Raw genomic sequence first — 19401 nt, 5'->3', positions numbered from 1 at the left:
AGCAGGGCTTACTGATATATTTAATTAACTTTCGTTATAATTGGTTAAATAAATCGTAACAGTTAGTTACCCTTTCGGAGCATATTCTATTTCATTTCCCTTCACGCCTCTTTGAGACCATAAATATTCAATTTGCTCCGTAGATAATTGATTGTTTTTCTTTAACTGTATAATCTTTTTTTGATAGCCTTCCAGACTTGCTTTAAATCGGTCAAACATTAGTGGCTTTACGATATAATCTGTTACTCCGCCCCGCAGGGCGTGCCTCACTACATCTGTTTCCGATGCAGCTGTAATCATAATAATATCTGTATCATGTAAATTATGCCTAATATACGTGACAAGTTCCGTTCCTTGCATATCAGGTAAGTACACGTCTAATAAAACGAGCTGTGGCTTCACAAAATCTAGCCATTCTTTCGCTTGTTCTCCAGTCGTTGCTGTTCCAATTACTTTAAACCCCTCAATCTTTTCAGTGAAACGACGATGAATGTCCGCAATTCGAATATCATCTTCTACAATCAATACTTCAATCTCCTCACCCATCACAACTCGCCTCTCTCTTTTGGTAATGCAATAATAAATAATGCACCACCTAAATCCCCTTTTTCGATTGCAATACTTCCATTTAAATCTTCTACTAACTCTTTCACTTTTGCTAATCCATATCCTCGCTTCCCACCTTCTTTCGTCGAAAAGCCTTTATAGAATATGCTAGTAATGACTTCATCATGAATCCCTTGTCCTGAATCTTCCACTTCAATTACTATTTCTTCACCGATATCAGTTACAAACATTCTTACTTTCTTATCATTCTCTTCATTTCTTTCAATCGCTTCAAATGCATTCGTAATTAAATTCCCTAAAATAGAAACGACATAATTACTCTCAATGTGCGGGCTTAATTTGTCTAAGCTACTTTCTCGATCTAGCATAAAATCAATCTTCAACTCTCGTGCTCTATTATAGAATCCAATTAAAATGCCACCTAACCATGGATTTTGAATTCGCTTCATAATAAATTGAACAAAATCTTGATATACCGCTGTTTCCTTATGAATAAGCTCTAAAGCATCCTCATATGATTCTAACTGAATAAGCCCTGAAAGCGTATACAACAAATTGTTATATTCATGCGTTTGCGCTCGTAATGCCTCTGTATATTGCTTCGTCTGAGATAATTCTGCTGTTAACTGATCCATTTCAGATTTCAAACGTAAGCTCGATACAACGCCCGTTACTTTACTCTTTACTTTAATAGGTAGACGATTCGCAATCACAGCTTGCCCTTTTATATTTAATTGACGATCAAACTGTTCTTCACCAGTTTGAAGTACATCTAGTATCGTTGAATTAGGAATTACATTTAAAATAAATTCTCCAATAATATTTCGTTGTTTATCTAGCGAAAGAATATCATAAGCTGCTTGATTGACTAAACTAATCATGCCATTTTGATCAATGACAATAATCCCTTCGCGTACAGATTGAATCACTGTACTATGCTCTTCATATAAAGATGAAATTTCTTCTGGCTCCATCCCAAACATCATTCTTTTTATACTTCTCGCTAAGTATATAGAGCCGATTATCCCAATTAAAAGACCTGCTATTGTAATCCAAAACACACGCTTCCCATACACTTCTACGGCTCCATGAATATCATCCATTGAAAATCCAACGGACACTACGCCAATAATTTCGTTTTCCTGATTACGGATTGGAACTTTGCCGCGTAATGAAGGGCCCAATGATCCGGTCGCTTTCGAAACATAAGATTCTCCTTCTAATAACACTCCTTCGTTATCTCCACCAACCATCGCTTCTCCTATTTTCTCTTTCTGAGGATGTGCATAACGAATTCCTTCTTTATTTCCAACTACAATAAAATCAGCATCTGTATCATTTCGAATTTTTTCTGCAATTGGCTGAATAATAGAAGCAGGATTTTCTTTTTGAAAAGCTTCCTGGATTTCTGGTATAGCAGCAACTGTTTTCGCAACATGCAAAGCCCGTTTCCCAATCTGCTCTTCTACCGTTTCAGACAATATGTAATAAAATAAATAACTCGTTAACAGAAGTACAACTAAAATAAGTGTACTAATTGTTAATGTAATTCTCGGTTGTAGTTTTAATTTTTTAAATTTCAAAACCATTCCCCTAACATGATTAAAGATAGAATTTAAAGAAAATACAGTCTTTTATAATTACACCTAATCATAACACGGTTACTCTATATTTCTTTATTTTTATCTTCACAAAAAAAAAGAAACGAGATAAAATTACTACCTCGTTTCTTACCATTTTTTATTACACTTTAAATTTCCCAATCATCTCTTGTAATTCTTCTGCCATTTGCGATAAATGAACTGCTGCTGCATTGATTTCATCTACCGATGCTAATTGTTCTTCTGAAGAGCCAGCAATATTTTGAACGCTTGCTGCATTTTCTTCAATCGTAGCTGCAATTTCATTAATAGATCCACTAACTTGTTTTGCATCTACTGTCATTTGTTTCGCTACCTCTACCATACTATCAATTTGTACAACTGTATCATCTGTAGACTTCAATATTTCAGCAAAGCTTTGCTTCGTTTCATTTGCAACTACAAGTCCTGATTGTACTTCTGTCCCAACTTGCTTCATAGAGCTTACTGTTTCTTTTATGTCAAATTGTATCTCTTTTACTAGGTTTCCAATTTCCGTAGAAGACTGTCCTGATTGTTCTGCTAACTTTCGCACTTCATCTGCTACAATTGCAAATCCTCTTCCTTGCTCTCCAGCTCTCGCAGCCTCAATTGCAGCATTTAATGCTAATAAATTTGTCTGCTCTGCAATATGTTGAATCACCTCAAGGATTGCTCCGATTTGTTTAGACTTATCATCTAACAAAACAATCACTTTATCTGATTGTGAAACAGACTCATGGATTAATTCCATTTGATTCACCGTTTGTTCAACTAACTTTCCACCATCTTCAGCCTTTTTCTTCGTATACATAGATGCTGTGGATACTAATGAAGAACTATCTGCAACACGCTGAATTCCTTCTGTAACTTCTTCTAATAATGTTGCCCCTTCTTCAACTTCTTTCGTTTGTATTTCCGCTCCGCTCGACACTTGCTCTATTGCTTGTGTAATTTGTTCCGTTGCTTCACTTGTCTGCTTCATACTAGCTGTTAATTCCTCTGAAGATGCCGCTACATGACTTGCTGAAGTATTTATATTGGAAATGACATTCTGTAATGATGCTGCCATCTCGTTAAAGCTTTCTCCTAGCTGTCCAATTTCATCTTTAGAATGAACTGTAATTGATTCTGTTAAATCACCTTCACTAATCTTTTTCGATGATATAACAAGTTGTTTTAACGGCTTAATAATAGAAGCAATTATGAAGTAAATTAAGATTCCGCCAATTATTAATGAAATACCAATAACAGTTATCGTTTTATAGAAAATAGGTTCAGCTGCCTCGATAATTTCTTTTGAAGGCATAATTCCTGCTATTTTCCATCCCGTCTGCTTATTTGTTATAAAGGTAATATTGCGATCCCCACCATCAAGTTTGAATTTAAACTCACCTGTTTCCTGTTTGTATAATTCTTTCTCCAGTTTTTCTTCTATTTTATTACCTGGCTTCATCGTCGGGTGCGCTATTACATTTTTAGATTGGTCGAAAATCGCTACATATCCTTTTTTGCCGATATTGACCATTTTTGAAGTATTTACAATATCATTAATAATTAAATCAATGCCGATAACACCACTTTTATCCTCATTTTGTTTTGCTATTGTAATAACAATATTCCCTGTCGTACTTGACTTATATGGGGCTGTGATAACCACTTCTCCACTTTTTTTCGCTGCTTCTTTATACCAATCTCTTTCAGTAGGATTATATCCATCTGGCATTTGAATAGACGGTGATTGAATAAATTGTCCAGTACTAGCCCCCGTATAAATTGCTTCTATTTCTGGATGTAATTTATTATATTCTTCTAATTTATTTTGCACATTTTGGAGCTGATCCGTTCCATAACTTACTCCATTAAATAACTTGGTAAAATATACTGCGTCTACCTTTTTACTGTCTATCTCTTTGTTAATAACATTGTTTAAAATCTTTACGTTATCTTCCGCTGTTTGTAAAATTGTTTCATTAAAGTTTGTCTTTGCTTGCTGATAAGACGTCCAACCAATTACAATACTTGGAAGAATTAAAATGATAACAAATGATACAAGTAACTTTGCTTTTAAACTACTACTCCTCAATTTCCCTTGAAACATATTTCTACCCCTCCATAACATTTTAAATGTAATTACCTTACATTTAATTTCTTTATATAAATTATACGATTAAATTGTATCAACTCTTTGTCTCTTTTTCTATTAAAGAGTTAATACATACCTTTTTCATTCTATATAAATTAAATAATTAAAACAATATATAAAAATGTATATTATTCGAAATATTATAATTCACAGAAGAACATCTAGTATCTCACTTACTAGAGGTTCCTCCCACTTTACTATTCTTTATCTTTTTCTACTTCTTTTTTCTCATCTTCTACTACAGATACAACAGGTTTATCGTTTGATAATTGTTGTACCGCTCCTTTTCCTGCAAATCCTTCTAATAACTCTTTTAAATCAATGCCAGAAGAAGCTTTTAATGTTTCTTGCATCGTTGCCATTAAATCAGTCGCATAACCTGCAACTTTTCCAGCGCCGCTATTTTTACCACCGCCGCCTGTATCGACAACTGTAATCTTATCAATGTTGCTAAGTGGACTTGCAACTTCCTTCGCATAACTTGGAAGCATGTTAAGAACCATATCCATAATCGCCGCTTGGCCATATAACTCAAATGCCTCTGCAATTTTTTGTTTCGCTTCCGCTTCTGCTAAACCTTTTAATCTGATAACATCTGCTTCCGCTGTACCTTGTGCTTTTTGTACTTCTGCTTTTGCTTGACCTTGCGCTTTTTCGATTTCCGCCTTCGCTAAACCTTCTACACGAACTTCTTCTGCACGTGCTCTTGCTTCCGCTTCAATTTTATATTGATCTGCATCTGCTTTTTTCATTTGTTTTACTTTTTCCGCTTCTGCTGATTGTTCAACAGCATAGCGATCTGCATCTGCCTTTTTCTTTACTTCTGCATCATATTGCTTTTCACGACGCGCAATTTCTTTTTCTTCTAATTCAATTTGCTTTTCACGCTCAATGATTTTAACTCGCATTTGCTCTTCTGTAACACCTTGTTGCGCTTTCGCCTGTTGTAATTCGTAAGAAAGATCCGCATCTGCACGAGCTTGTTCTTGGTCCCTCTTATAAGATTGTACTTTTAATTCTTTATGTTTTTCAGCTTCAGCGATTTGTGCATCACGTTGGTATTCTGCTTCTTTTGCTTCTTTCTCAGCACGAGCTTTTTCAATTCGTGCCTCTTTTTCACGCTCTGCATTCGCAACTGTTGCATCACGCTTAACCATTGCAATTTGTGGCTGACCAAGCGCATCTAAGTATCCGTTTTTATCCATTATTTCTTTAATTGTAAAGGAAACGATACGAAGTCCCATCTTCTTTAAATCTGTAGAAGCTACTTCATGTACCTTTTGAGCAAATTGCTCTCTATTACTATACGCATCTTCTACTGTCATAGAAGATAAGATAGCGCGGAGATGCCCTTCTAAAACTTCTTTTGCTTCTATTTTTAACTCTTCTGTTTCTTTTCCTAAATATTGTTCAGCTGCTGTAGAAACTTCTTCAATTGTCGATCCTACTTTAATAATAGAAACACCGTTTACTGTAATCGGTACACCTTGTTTCGTATACGTATCACGTGTTCCCACTTCTAATTTGTAGTTTAATAGACTTAAAGGCTCTCCTCTTTGCATAATTGGCACAACGAAAGTACCACCACCGCGAATAATCTTAATCTTCTTTCCATCATCAGTGGTAACAACATTCTTTCCACCACCAAGCCAGTTCCCTGTCACAATTAATGCTTCATCTGGTCCAACTGTTCGATACTTCGTAATGAATACTAAAATAAGTAGAATTAAAATTGCGAGTAAAACTCCACCGATAATTAATGGAATCGTCATGTAAATTCCCCCTTATAATTTTGGTTTCTTTAAAGAATAGGCGATGTTCTGTACAAGCAAAACACCATCTTGGACTCCCTCGATAATAACTTCAGTTCCTTGTGAAATATCTTTCTTTCCAACTGTTTTAGCTAGGATTGCATTGTTTCCAAATTGGGAGGAAATTAATACTTCACCAAACCCTTCTGTAGGAATAGTCGTAATGACCTCTCCCTTACAACCAATGAATTCATCCATACGCTGCACAGTGTTTTGTTCTGCTTCTGCAATCGGCTTTAAAATTAATATTTTCATTATGAAAACACCAATAAAGGATATAGCAAATGCAGCCCCGAAAATAAGAATGCTATTAAAGGAAAATAAATATTCTCCTATATAACTAAGTCCACATAACATGGCGAAAAAACTAAGTAATAAAGTAACAACGGATACCGATCCGCCTCCAAAACTAAATATGGATTCAAATATATCTCCAAAAAAGATATAAATCACAGTGAGTATAGTAGCAATAATAAATCCATATAAATAAATTGTTTCAAGTGGATAACCAAACAAAACCATTTCTTATCCCCCTCTCTTAAACAATCCCTTTTTTGTTATGTGTATGCCCCACCTCTTTCAAAGATTATAGTTCTTAATTTTCAGTTATTTATCTTTTAAAGAAAAGCCTGTAAGACAGGCCTCTAAAAAAGAACAGGAGAAACCTATTGTGACAGGCTCCTCCTAGAAAATAACCGATATATTATATATCTATATAATATACTATTTTCCACAAAAAGTAAAGTTAAACATACATTGGAAAAGCACTTATTTTACTGATAATTCGTACGTTCCATCGCCATTATCATATTTATATACATACAAGTAATACTTACCTGGTTTTGCATTAAATTTTGCCTCTATATGATTTCCATTTGCTTGACCGTAAGCAGCATAATTTTGCATATCTGATTCATGGTGAAGCACCCATGTCATCCCGATTCCATACTCATTTAAAACGGAAATATCGATATTTTTCGCTGCTGCTACATTAAATGTATAAACATCAGTGTGATCTCCACCGATAAGGCTACCTTTTATAGTAGTGTTTAGCCCAATACGGTTCGCTTCCTCTGGACGATTATTTGGTTCAGATTCTGTTAAACTTCCATCTTTAATCGTAACAGTTGTTTCACTTCTGCCCTCTTTACCTTTATCATCTTTTACTCTTAACGCTACTTTATAAGTTCCTTCTCTTTCATATGCATGTACTGGATTGACCTCTGCACTTGTACTTCCATCTCCAAAGTCCCATAAATAAGAAACGATTTTTCCATCTTCATCTTTTGAGCCATCACTTTTAAATTGAATACCCTCTTTTACAAGCCCATTATAAGGTCCATTTATATTAACTGTTGGAGCTTTATTTTCTCCGTCATCTTTTGCGATACCGTGGAAGACTACATCATATTCAAATTGATTTAAGCTATTCACACGGTAATTGACGAAGTATGCTGTAACCGTTTTGTAGCCACTCCATTCTTTTTGTGCCAGTTGTTCTAGCGTTTCATTTACTTTTTTACTCATTGCATTCCAATCTTCTGACTCACCTTTTGTTACACTACCTGTATACGTACCTTCTAAAGTAAATGTATTAAAGAATTGTGAGCTATGTTTTGTCATTTTTTCATCTTTCATAGGCAGCGTATCACTAATTTCTTTCTCTACTGCTGTTAGTGATTTCGGTGCATGTTCAGCTAAATAATCATTTGCTACTTCCGGCACACCATATTTATCTTGATTATCAATTAGCTGCTGCATATAATCTTGATACTCTTTATTTAGTTTAGAATCTTTACTTAGCTCTTCACGATATACATCATAATTTTTCACGTCATTCGCTCGAATTAAATCTTGAATTTTATCAAACGTTTCAAATTGATGTGTATATAAATAAGACTGCAATGCGAATGAGTAATTATAGAAATCCCAAGAACCATATTTAGCAAATAATGTACGCTCTGCTGTATAACGGCTTGCAGGATCAGATGATAATCCACTAATGATGCTCTTTCTCGGTACTACGTTATTTGTACGAGTAGATCCTGCGAAAAATTCTGCATTTCCTTCTTGGAACCAAGTTAATCTCTCATTTTGATACATATCTCCTCTACCAAATAAACCTGGCACTTCAAATCTCCCTTGCAAATAATGAGTAAACTCATGACGGAATAACTCTTCTAAACTATAAATGCTTTGCTCTGGCGTGCGCTCATATGTAAAGAATGTTCCTGTCTCTTCAATATAAATTCCACCGTTGTTTGTTTCATATCCATACAGTTGTCTATTTAACTGGTACTCCTCTGGACTGTTATAAATCACTATCGTTAATACATCATCTGCATTTCCTGGTTCTAACGCTTTATCATTCCCAATTACACGATGATACTGTGCTTTTACTTCCTTTGCAGCCCAGTATAGTCTCTTAATTTTTTCTTCTGAGACTTTATCTCCTGTTTTAAATACGATAGATCCATCATCAAATGTATACGTTTTTGGTAAGTACTGTTCTTTTCCTTCTTTACGTATTTTCTCTAAATCTACTTTATTTCCGCTATAATCTTTCCCACTATAATTTGTTGTAATTTGTTCTACTGCAACAAAATACGGCTCACTTAAACGCGGGTACATATGCATTGCTTGTGTAACAATCTCTAATCCTTTATTGGGATTACTATGAAACTTCCCTAAACGGCTAGCAAAATAAATTCCATTATTAACGAGCCACTTATTTTCTGGTGTTACTTCATTTAGAAGGGCGATACGATTTATTTCATTAATAAACCCATCTACTTTCCCATACCACATTGTTTCATTCGCTTCTTTACGAGCTTCAATTAGGTAAGACTGTATATCATAATCAATTCCTTGCATCATATCGTATACAGCTTGTCCTTTCATACGATCGTCTACATATGTATGAAGATTATCATTGTATTGTTTTAAAATATTAGCTGCGTATTGAACCGTTTCCACATCACTTGATGCATTACTAATTAATTTTCCATATGCAGATACGACTATATCTTGTTCATCTGTACCAAGCTTAAAGTTCGGATTTTTTGCGATTGCTTTTAAAGCTGGTAAACATTTATCCTGAAAGCTTCTTTCATTTAAATCACTTAATTCATTATTGTAAAATGCAAGATAAAAAGCTGAACGTAACACTTCCGTAAACGTTTGAATTCCTTTTGAATCATCTTTCGTAAATATACTACCTCGATGAGCTAATTCATCTATAACTACTTGCATTTTTCCTTTATCTTTATAAAAAGCCTTTGCATCTTCATTGAACTGGAATAAGTCTGTAATTTGATTCCATTTAATACTTCCTAGCGTTTCAACTAATTCTTGATCATTCATTTTGTTTAAATCAGCCATTGAATAGTTTTCTTTCATTTGCTTTACTTCTGAGCTCTTCATAATAGATGCTGGTCGCTGTGAAAAGTCTCCTACTTTTAACCGTTCTTGAAACGATAATGTTTCCTCTGCTTTAGAAACATGTCCAATCTCATCTACTGGTTTTTCGATCCCAACTGGTTTTGAATGCAATACATTATATGGAACCTTTTCTTCTGCTGATACATGAGTTTGAAGTGCCCCCAATGATAGAGCCATTGTACTAATGCTAAGCATAACTTTATTGATTTTTGATTTCTTGTTCATATCCTTGCCCCCTATTCAAATATTCCATTCACGAATTTAACATAAAATCTGGATACAACAATACAAAATGCAATATTTCATATTATTTCTTCTTACATTTTGTACATATCGTGAACACCCTTGCCTTTACCTAACCTCCAATGATTATGAATCTATAGCGATTAAACCTTCCTTTTACACAAAAAAACGAATTTTTTGACAATTAAACCTTTAATTGTTATGGTTAATATAATTGTTAACTTTATTAAACAAGGGTGGGATTCTATGATAAAAAAAGAAAACAGTGTATTTTATATCTCCATCTTGCTAACAACATTATTCATCATATGGGGAATTACCCCGGCAAGTTGGATACAAGGCTATGATTTACAAAGTGTTACATCTTCCTTAAACTCATTTATCCTCAATAAATTTGGATGGTTTTACTCTCTACTTATGACCGCAATGATGATTTTAGCCACTTATTTAGCATTTTCTAAGTACGGTTCTATTCGTCTTGGTAAAGATGGCGAAAGACCAAAGTATAGTTATCCATCTTGGCTATCCATGTTGTTTGGAGCAGGAATGGGAATTGGACTCCTCTTTTATGGAATCACTGAACCGATTTCACATTTTACAGATCCATTAACAGGAAAAGCAGGTACAGAGGAAAGCGCCAAGCTCGCTATGCAATATTCATTTTTCCACTGGGGTCTCTTTCCATGGTCACTATACGCAATGGTTGCTTTAACAATTGCATATTTCACGTTCCGCAAACAAAAAGGCAGCACAATTGGTGCTACAGTTACTCCATTATTTAATCGATCGAAAAATTCTCCTATCGGAAAAACAGTCGATATTTTGGCTGTTTTAGCCACAGTATTCGGTATTGTGCCATCTGTTGGGATTGGTGCTCAACAAATCGCCGGAGGATTAAGCTATTTATTCCCTTCTATTCATAACACTTTACTTACACAACTCGTACTTATCGCCATCTTCGCTGTTTTATATTTAACAAGTGCACAAACTGGCTTAGATCGTGGGATTAAATATTTGAGTAACTTAAATTTCTCTCTTGCAGGTATTTTACTCGTCTCCTTTTTACTTTTAGGACCAACTGTATTTATTATGAAATATTTCACATCTACACTTGGTTCTTATATCGGAGCTCTACCTAGTATGGGATTAAATTTAGGGGCCTTTAATGAAAAATCTTCTTCTTGGATTGAAAATTGGACTATTTTCTATTGGGGATGGTGGATCTCTTGGTCTCCATTTGTCGGTACATTCATCGCTCGTATTTCTAAAGGACGTACAATAAAAGAATTTATTTTTGGAGTTGTATTAGTCCCAACTCTTATCTGTACATTTTGGTTTGCAGTATTTGGCGGTACCGCTATCCATATGGAAATGTTCCAATCGCTTGGAATAGCTGATGAAATCGCAAAAAACGGTACAGAGATTGGATTATTTGCTGTTATTTCACACCTACCATTCTCTACATTTTTAACAATTATCGGATTAATTTTAGTAGCCACATTTTTCGTTACTTCTGCTGACTCGGCAACATTTGTTGTTTCAATGCAAACGAGCAACGGAAGCTTATCACCGAAAAATAGTTTAAAACTTGTATGGGGATTAACAATCGCGATAATTGCAGCTATTTTATTACAAGCTGGAGGACTAAATGCGCTACAAATTGCAGCTATAATCGCAGCACTACCATTTTCTATCGTAGTCGTTCTTATGGTTACTTCGCTCTTTAAAGAGCTGCGAAAAGAAGATGTTAATTCGCAAACAAAAGAAGTTTCGAAAAAAATAAAAAAGGTTATGTAACGATTAGCACCTCTTCTTTTAGGAGAGGTGCTTTCTACATTCATTTTATTTATTTTCCTAAAACAAATAAAACCTACTTGTTTTATAGGAATTGTATGTTATTATAAAGGAAATAAATTGAATGTTTTTACATATTTTAACTAAAATTCAATCATTTTTTCTTGATATCTAAATGAAAGGAGGTTGTCCATGTGGAAATAGACATCGATTTTATGAGGGAACAAATTCCACTATTCCTCGATAGCGCACTATTAACTTTAAAAATCGCATGTATCGCCATTATCATTTCATTACTTATTGCGAGTATAAATGGTTTAATTTTGTTCTTTCGAGTTCGCATTCTACATAAATTCGTTCGCGCTTATGTGGAAGTAGCCCGAAATACACCTTTACTCATTCAATTATTTTTCTTATATTTCGGTTTACCATCCTTAGGCATTAAATTATCTAATTTTTCAATCGCATTACTTGCAATGTGTTTTTTAGGTGGTGGATATATGACAGAGGTCATTCGATCTGGTCTCGATTCAATATCTAAAAGCCAAGTGGAATCTGGATATGCCATTGGACTAAATAAATGGCAACTATTTAGATTTGTAGTTTTACCGCAAGCTACAACTATTTCTGCACCAGCCTTATTTGCAAATTTTATCTTTTTATTAAAAGAAACATCTATCGTTTCTTCAATCGCTGTTCCTGAATTGTTGTATACAACAACAAATTTGATTTCAATTTATTACAAGACATCTGAGATGCTCATTATGTTAACAGCTTCCTATATCTTTCTTTTTGTACCACTATCATTTCTACTATCTTGGTTAGAAAGGAGAAATCGTTATGGGCAATTCGGGCATTAATCTACTAATAGAATCACTCCCGCAATTGCTAAAGGGACTAGAACAAACACTATTCATTGCATTATTTACTATCATCATTAGTACAATTGGTGGCATTCTATTTGGAATTATTCGTACATCAAAGATTACTATTTTAAGATTTATTTCAAGGACTTATATTGAATTATTTCGTTCTATTCCAATCCTTGTTTGGTTGTTTCTTTTCTTTTTTGGTCTTCCAATCGCTCTAGGGATAGATGTTTCTAGCACAGTAGCCGCTGTTACAGCTCTATCATTATGGGGAATCACAGAAATTGGAGAAATCGTAAGAGGAGCACTTCAATCCTTACCAAAGGGGCAAGTAGAAGCTGGAAAATCTATCGGAATGAATAAGAAGCAATTATATCAATATGTACTCATTCCTCAAGCAATACGGCGAATGATTCCAGCTACAATAAACATATTCATTCGTATTATTCAAACAACTTCTTTAACCGTTTTAATTGGCGTAACTGAAGTCATAAAAGCCGGGCAACAAATTGTAGAACGAACAGGAGAAGCATTTCTCATATACGGTTGCTTATTTATTTTCTATTTCTTACTTTGCTATCCATTATCTATTTGGTCAAGAAAACTGGAAACAAGATGGATATAGACAATTCAATAGTTCGAGAGGAGAAGAAATATGACCGCTCCATTGTTACAATTACAAAACATCTATAAGTCATACGGTGATAACCCTGTTTTAAGAGACGTAAGCTTACAAGTATCTTCCGGAGAAGTCATCGTTATTTTAGGGCCAAGTGGCTGCGGAAAAAGTACATTATTGAGGTGCTTAAATGGGCTTGAAGAAATACAAAGTGGGCACATGCTTTTTCATAACGCTCCCCTTCCGAAAAACGATGGTAACTGGCAAAAACTTCGTCAAAAAATCGGAATGGTCTTTCAAAGTTATCATTTATTTCCGCATATGACTGTTTTAGAAAACATTTTACTCGGTCCCCTAAAAGTACAAAAACGAAATAAAAATGAAGTATTGAAGCAAGCAGAACAATTATTACTAAAAGTAGGTTTACTAGAGAAGAAAGATGCCTATCCAAGAGAGTTATCTGGCGGGCAACAACAACGTATTGCAATTGTTCGCACTCTCTGTATGAATCCTGAGGTCATTTTATTTGATGAAGTAACAGCTGCATTAGATCCTGAAATGGTCAAAGAAGTATTAGAAGTCATTATGAACTTAGCTAAACAAGGTATGACAATGTTAATCGTCACTCATGAAATGGGATTTGCAAAAGCTGTCGCTGATCAAATTATTTTCATGGATGAAGGAGAAATTTGTGAAATAGGAGATCCAACTACTTTTTTCACATCTCCACAAACAGAACGTGCCCAACATTTCTTAAATCAATTTTTCTATATTGAAACGGTGAAAGGAAGAGATATTATATGAAAAAGTTACTAACATTTATTATTATCGGGCTGCTTTCTATTTTAGTCGTTGCATGTGGTTCAAATGAAAAGAAAACAGAAAAAACCTCGGCAAAACCAAGTGGAAAAATTGAACAAATAAAAGAGCGCGGTGAACTAGTCGTTGCTGTTTTTACAGATAAACCACCATTCGGTTATGTTGACAAAGATGGTAAAAATGTTGGATTTGAAATTGATATGGCAAAACGGTTTGCAAAAGACTTACTAGGTGATGAATCAAAAGTGAAATTTGTTCCCGTTGAAGCAGCAAGCCGTATTCCATATTTACAATCTGATAAAGTAGATTTCGTATTAGCAAATATGACTGCAACAGATGAGCGAAAAAAGGTCGTTGATTTTACAAATCCACATTTAAAAGTAGCTGTGCAAGTGCTTGTTAAAGATGGTAGCCCTATTCAATCTGTAAAAGATTTAGAAGGCAAAAAAGTAATTGTAACAAAGGGTACAACTGCAGATATTTATTTAACAAAAAATATGAAAAATGTAGAACTAATTAAGTTCGATAAAAATACAGAAGCTTTACAAGCACTAAAAGATGGCCGTGCTGATGCATATGCGCAAGATAATCTTGTCCTTCTATCTTGGGCAAATAAAAATCCTGGATTCCACTTATTAAAAGACAAATTAGGTGGAGATGACTTAATTGCTATAGCAGTGAAGAAGGGCAACAAAGAAGTGCATGATTGGGTAAATAAAGAACTTGAAAAACTAGGAAAAGAAAACTTCCTACATACACTATATGACAAACATCTAAAAGAAGAATTCGGTCCTCAGATTAGTCCTGAATCCGTTGTTACTGAGGGCGGTAAAACAAATTAAATAAAGCCCATTTGTATGAAATATACTCTTCATACGAATGGGTTTTTACTCTATTATATAGTGTTGTAAACATGCCTTCTCCTCAAAACCTACTTTCTTGTACAATTTCATAGCACCTTCATTATTCGTATTCAAACATAGTTCTATCATCTCCATTCCTTGGAAGGAGAAAATATGCTGAATCGCAGCTCGTAATAAACGCTCACCAACACCTTTTCCTCTACTCTCTTTAGATGTTGCAATAAATTCAATATGCGCTTCGTGAAACTCCGGATTTACTTCAACATATACATAACCTTCTAACTTATCATTCTTCATACTTACAAATAATTTATTCGTATCACCTAAACGTTCAATGATTTCATTTCCTTCATAATATGTATGTGGAAAAACATGATTATGTAAAGAGCTAAACTGCTCAAATACTGGTGGTGAAATTTCTTCTATATTACATATAACACGTTGTCCCACACTATTATTTAAAATGAGAATACTATGTCGATCTTGTTCTTTAGCACGTAAATCCTTCATTAAACGAGCACAATTATTATTTTCCACATGATAAAAACCATAAAATTTTTCAATATGAAAGGGTACCTTTTCTATAAGTTTCTTCCACATATGTACAGCAACTTCTTCCCAATTCTCTGCTTTAATAAAAGGTCCCCATATTTCTGTACATTTCTTTACTTCATCCACATCAAACCCCAATACACCAATTATTTTATTATCCTCATAAGTAATAACAAAAGATCTTTCCCATCCTATATCAGAAAAGTCATGAAGAATTGTATGTAACAACTCCTCTTTCTCATCTCCGCAATAACCAACATGATGAGTAGCATCTTTATTCATACTTGCAATAAATGATGCAATCTCTTCAATCTTTAAAGTAGAACTAATATTCATACCCTCTCCTCCTTCTCTAATATATTTACACTTTTTCTATTCATATCCCTTCTAATATAAAAAAGACGTTATCATAAGCACATTTCAAAATGAATTTGCTATGATAACGCCTTTTGAATAATCGTATAATAAGATGAAACGTTATTTATTTTTTAAATATATTTCTTCTAAACACAAACATACTAAGTGCAGATAAAACTAATGCCAGGCCACCAAATAAAGATACATTATTTTCTTGTCCACCTGTTGCTGCTAAAGATTTTTCACTTTCTTCTTTCTTCCTGCTAACTTGTTTATCTGACACATTTTCTTTCGCTGCCTGCTTCACTATTTCCTGTGCTTGCACCGCTTCATTGTTCTGAACAGTAGCTGTTCCTAATTCATTTGAGCCCTCTGTTTGTTTCTTAACGTTTGCTTCTGGTTTGTTTATGTTTCCATCCTCTGTTACAAGTTCACTTGCCTCTTCTTTTGGCTTCTCTACTTCTGCCTCTGATTTACTTTCTTCTTCTTTCGGCTTCTCTACTTCCTCCCCTGGCTTACTTGCCTCTTCTTTTGGCTTCTCTACTTCTGCCTCTGATTTACTTTCTTCTTCTTTCGGCTTCTCTACTTCCCCCCCTGGCTTACTTGCCTCTTCTTTCGGCTTCTCTACTTCTGCCTCTGATTTACTTTCTTCTTCTTTCGGCTTCTCTATTTCTGCCTCTGGTTTACTTTCTTCTTTCGGCTTCTCTACTTCTGCCTCTGGTTTACTTTCTTCTTCTTTCGGCTTCTCTACTTCTACCTCTGGTTTACTTTCTTCTTCTTTCGGCTTCTCTACTTCTGCCTCTGGTTTACTCTCTTCTTTCGGCTTCTCTACTTCTGCCTCTGGTTTACTTTCTTCTTTCGGCTTCTCTACTTCTGTCTCTGGTTTACTTTCTTCTTCTTTCGGCTTCTCTACTTCTGCCTCTGGTTTACTTTCTTCTTCTTTCGGCTTCTCTACTTCTGTCTCTGGTTTACTTTCTTCTTTCGGCTTCTCTACTTCTGTCTCTGGTTTATTTGCTTCTTCTTTTTCTGGCGACTCAATTTTTTCTACAATATTTTGAGTTACTTCACCGCTGAACCATATGCCAAGCCCATAATAACTCGTTCCATCGAAAGCAAACTCATATTTTTTCTCTCCTGGAGTACTCCACACAATTGTCCCCTCTTCTTCATTGATTGTTCCGCCTTCACTTTTCAGTGTAATATCCGCAAGAGGATTATCTTCCACATCATGAACAGGAATTTTCACCACTTGATTCACTTGAGCATCTTCTAATATAATTTTTTGTCTTCTAAGATCAATTGTACTCCATTGAGATAGTTGGATAATTGGTTTTACATCAAGAATTTCATTCCCAGGCAACTTTAATTTAATAAGGTCTAGCATCGAGCTAAAAATTGTTATATCTTTAATTTTATTGTCTGACAAATCTAAAAATCTTAATTCTTTAGCTTTAGTTAATGGCGTTACATCCACTATTTTATTCCCTTTAATTTCTAATTCATCCATTTTAGTTATCCCACTAATTTCTTCCAAGCTACTAATGTCATTATTGTTTATTATTAGTATCCCTAAATTTTTGAGTTCTTGTATTCCTTGAAGAGATTCATTATTAATTTTATTAGCTGAAACATTTAACTTCTTCAACGAATTTAATGTAAATAATGGTTTTATATTTTGGTTGTTATTGTTGTTTATATTTAATACTGCAAGCTTTTCTAACTTAGCTAACGGCTCTAAATTTTCTATTTTATTATTCGCTAAATTCACTGACTTCAAGTTTTTCAAATTCGAGATAAAATCTATATGTTTTAACTCAAATTTTTCTAATGTCAGGTCTTCTAAATTTGTCATATACTCTAATCCAGATAAATCTGTTATTCCATTATTCTGTCCATCCGTTATCTTCAATGTTTTAACCTTTAATAAATCCTCTTTCGCAATAGGTGTATTCAAATCCGTCCTACCTAAACTATGTTTATTAATATGCTCTCTTAGTTTTTTATCTGGAATAACACTTAAATCTGCTTGTGTTGCCACTATTTTTTGAATAACTGTTCCATTAAAGCGTATTTTATTTTCTGAAGAACCTGTTTCTAAATTGAACTCATATGATTTCTCACCAGGACTGTCCCATTTTACAAACCCATTATTATGTGTTCCACCTTCACTTACCCATCCAATATTTTGAAGAGGTTCGCCATTTAAATCGTATATAGGAATCTTGATATTCTCATTTGCTACTCCTTCATTTAAAAAGACTTTTTGTCTATGCACTTTAACTACAAAGCGCTTCCCAAACTCTTGAATAGGTCTTACATCAGAAATTTCATTTGAATTTAAATTAAGTTCATACAAATTAGTTAGCTCACTAAGTGATGAGACATCAGAAATATAATTTTCTTCTAAATCAAGTGATTGTAAGTTTTTCATTTTAGCTAACGGTGTAATGTCCCTAATTTCTGCATCGCTCACTGCAAGCTGAGTAAGACTCTCCATTTTACTAATAGATTCCAGATTAGTAATGTTATTATTTCCAATCCATAATTCCTTTACCTTATTTAACTGTTCAATTCCTGTTACATCACTAATATTATTATTATCTAAATACAATTTACCTAGAGATGACATTGTAAATAGCGGCTTAATATCTTCAATTTTATTACCAACTAAATCTAATGCTCTAACTTTTTTCAATTTACTTAATGGCTTCAGATCAATAATTTTATTATTTCTTAAAGAAAGCTCTTGAATCTTATTCAGCCCAACAATTGGCTCAATGTTTCCAATTCGATTAGAGAAAAGATCTAAAGACTTCAAATTATTCAAATTAGCAATTGGCGATAAATCACTCACTTCAGATTCATGTAATCTAAAGGTTTCCAAATTTACCATATGCTCTAAACCGGCTAAATTATTAATACCCTTCCCACCATATACCGCTAGTTCTTTAATTTGTAGTGCATCGGCTTTCGTTATTGGTGCATTTATATCTTTTCGACCTAAAGCATTTTGATTAATGTATTGTTGTAATTTTTTATCCACTACTATATTTTTTGTCTCTTCTTTTTGTTCTTCTTTATTTTCTTTTTGTTCTTCCTGAACATGATTTTCTATGCTTGTAGTATTTACTTCAAATTGCACTTGATATTTCTCATTATATCCCATTGTCGGAATGTAAATATGCATTTGCATATTATATCTTTTTCCTAATTCTCCAACTTCAAATTGAATAACCTTCGTCCCATTTTTCTTTTTATCCTCTGATATTACTTTTACATCATGAAACACACCAGAAGTATGAATATCTTCTGTTTTCAAGTATTGGAAGAAATCACTATCACTTAACGTTGCTGTTACAATTTTCTTCCCATTCTTGATTGTTAATTTAGGATCTTTTATATAAACAGCTGCCATAGACTCTTCATTCGTTTTATCTTTATATGCTTTAATAACAGCATCATATGTACCATCTTCTAAAGTCTGTCCAGTTTTATTCGCCTCAATTGCTACAGCTGCTAACGCAGGTGTTGAGTATGTAGCAAACGGCAACGCCAACGTCGCTGCTATTAACATTGCATTTATATGTTTTCTTTTATTGTTCTTCAACCTTACATCTCCTCCAAAATATATAATTCAAAATGTAATCATTTCTCGAATAAATGATAATGATTTTCATTTTCAATGTCAACTAACAATATAA

Annotated in this window: 12 protein-coding genes and 2 pseudogenes; 5 read left to right on the top strand and 9 right to left on the bottom strand. The window is 34.0% G+C overall.

Going from position 1 to position 19401, the window contains the following annotated elements; translation table 11 throughout:
• Window positions 1–69: 69 nt before the first annotated feature.
• The 7 genes and pseudogenes from KVT31_RS28395 to colA form a co-directional block, all read right to left on the bottom strand.
• Window positions 70–546: pseudogene (locus KVT31_RS28395) on the bottom strand (response regulator); the annotation flags it as partial.
• Window positions 546–2156 (bottom strand): ATP-binding protein, encoded by a 1611-nt coding sequence (locus KVT31_RS28390; protein ID WP_088095068.1) that lies wholly within the window; start codon window positions 2154–2156, stop codon window positions 546–548. The pseudogene KVT31_RS28395 and the gene KVT31_RS28390, both read right to left, overlap by 1 nt.
• A 154-nt stretch (window positions 2157–2310) precedes the next feature.
• Window positions 2311–3171 carry a methyl-accepting chemotaxis protein gene (locus tag KVT31_RS31075; protein WP_371879169.1) on the bottom strand — a complete coding sequence of 287 codons (861 nt, stop codon included), beginning with the start codon at window positions 3169–3171 and terminating at the stop codon, window positions 2311–2313.
• Window positions 3172–3252: 81 nt separating this feature from the next.
• Window positions 3253–4287 (bottom strand): annotated as a pseudogene (locus KVT31_RS31070) (HAMP domain-containing protein); the annotation flags it as partial.
• A 242-nt stretch (window positions 4288–4529) separates the two neighbouring features.
• A complete protein-coding gene (locus tag KVT31_RS28380; protein WP_088095066.1) occupies window positions 4530–6104 on the bottom strand; it encodes a flotillin lipid rafts scaffold protein FloT in 1575 nt (524 codons plus the stop codon).
• 12 nt (window positions 6105–6116) lie between these two features.
• Window positions 6117–6665 carry an NfeD family protein gene (locus tag KVT31_RS28375; protein ID WP_088095065.1) on the bottom strand — a complete coding sequence of 183 codons (549 nt, stop codon included), beginning with the start codon at window positions 6663–6665 and terminating at the stop codon, window positions 6117–6119.
• A gap of 246 nt (window positions 6666–6911) precedes the next feature.
• Window positions 6912–9809, bottom strand: a complete 2898-nt coding sequence (colA, locus tag KVT31_RS28370; protein WP_088095064.1) for a collagenase ColA — start codon at window positions 9807–9809, stop codon at window positions 6912–6914.
• A 264-nt stretch (window positions 9810–10073) separates the two neighbouring features.
• On the opposite strand from colA, the gene opuD reads away from it, so the two are divergent.
• The 5 genes from opuD (at window position 10074) to KVT31_RS28345 (ending at window position 14770) form a co-directional block, all read left to right on the top strand.
• Window positions 10074–11624: a glycine betaine transporter OpuD gene (gene opuD, locus KVT31_RS28365; protein WP_088095063.1), complete on the top strand. Its 1551-nt coding sequence runs from the start codon at window positions 10074–10076 to the stop codon at window positions 11622–11624.
• Window positions 11625–11815: 191 nt separating this feature from the next.
• The gene (locus tag KVT31_RS28360) at window positions 11816–12481 is read left to right on the top strand and encodes an amino acid ABC transporter permease (RefSeq protein ID WP_088095062.1); all 666 of its coding nucleotides are present in this window, start codon (window positions 11816–11818) and stop codon (window positions 12479–12481) included.
• Complete coding sequence (locus KVT31_RS28355) at window positions 12462–13115, top strand: amino acid ABC transporter permease (RefSeq protein ID WP_088095061.1); 654 nt, start codon at window positions 12462–12464, stop codon at window positions 13113–13115. Before KVT31_RS28360 ends, KVT31_RS28355 begins: the two co-directional genes overlap by 20 nt.
• 30 nt (window positions 13116–13145) lie before the next feature.
• Window positions 13146–13913: an amino acid ABC transporter ATP-binding protein gene (locus KVT31_RS28350; protein ID WP_088095060.1), complete on the top strand. Its 768-nt coding sequence runs from the start codon at window positions 13146–13148 to the stop codon at window positions 13911–13913.
• Entirely contained in the window at window positions 13910–14770 is an 861-nt protein-coding gene (locus KVT31_RS28345; RefSeq protein ID WP_088095059.1) for a transporter substrate-binding domain-containing protein, read from the top strand. The genes KVT31_RS28350 and KVT31_RS28345 overlap by 4 nt, the downstream gene beginning before the upstream one ends.
• 45 nt (window positions 14771–14815) lie before the next feature.
• On the opposite strand, the gene KVT31_RS28340 is transcribed toward KVT31_RS28345, so the two are convergent.
• Together KVT31_RS28340 and KVT31_RS28335 are read right to left on the bottom strand one after the other, a co-directional pair.
• A complete protein-coding gene (locus tag KVT31_RS28340) occupies window positions 14816–15679 on the bottom strand; it encodes a GNAT family N-acetyltransferase (protein ID WP_088095058.1) in 864 nt (287 codons plus the stop codon).
• A 145-nt stretch (window positions 15680–15824) separates the two neighbouring features.
• Window positions 15825–19307: a leucine-rich repeat domain-containing protein gene (locus KVT31_RS28335; protein ID WP_088095057.1), complete on the bottom strand. Its 3483-nt coding sequence runs from the start codon at window positions 19305–19307 to the stop codon at window positions 15825–15827.
• Between the last annotated feature and the right edge of the window lie 94 nt (window positions 19308–19401).

Source organism: Bacillus sp. GbtcB14, assembly GCF_019091205.1.
Classification (GTDB): Bacteria; Bacillota; Bacilli; order Bacillales; family Bacillaceae_G; genus Bacillus_A; species Bacillus_A cereus_AG.
The sequence above is the reverse complement of the archived record's forward strand: the minus strand, read 5'-3'. Positions and strand labels throughout refer to the sequence as shown.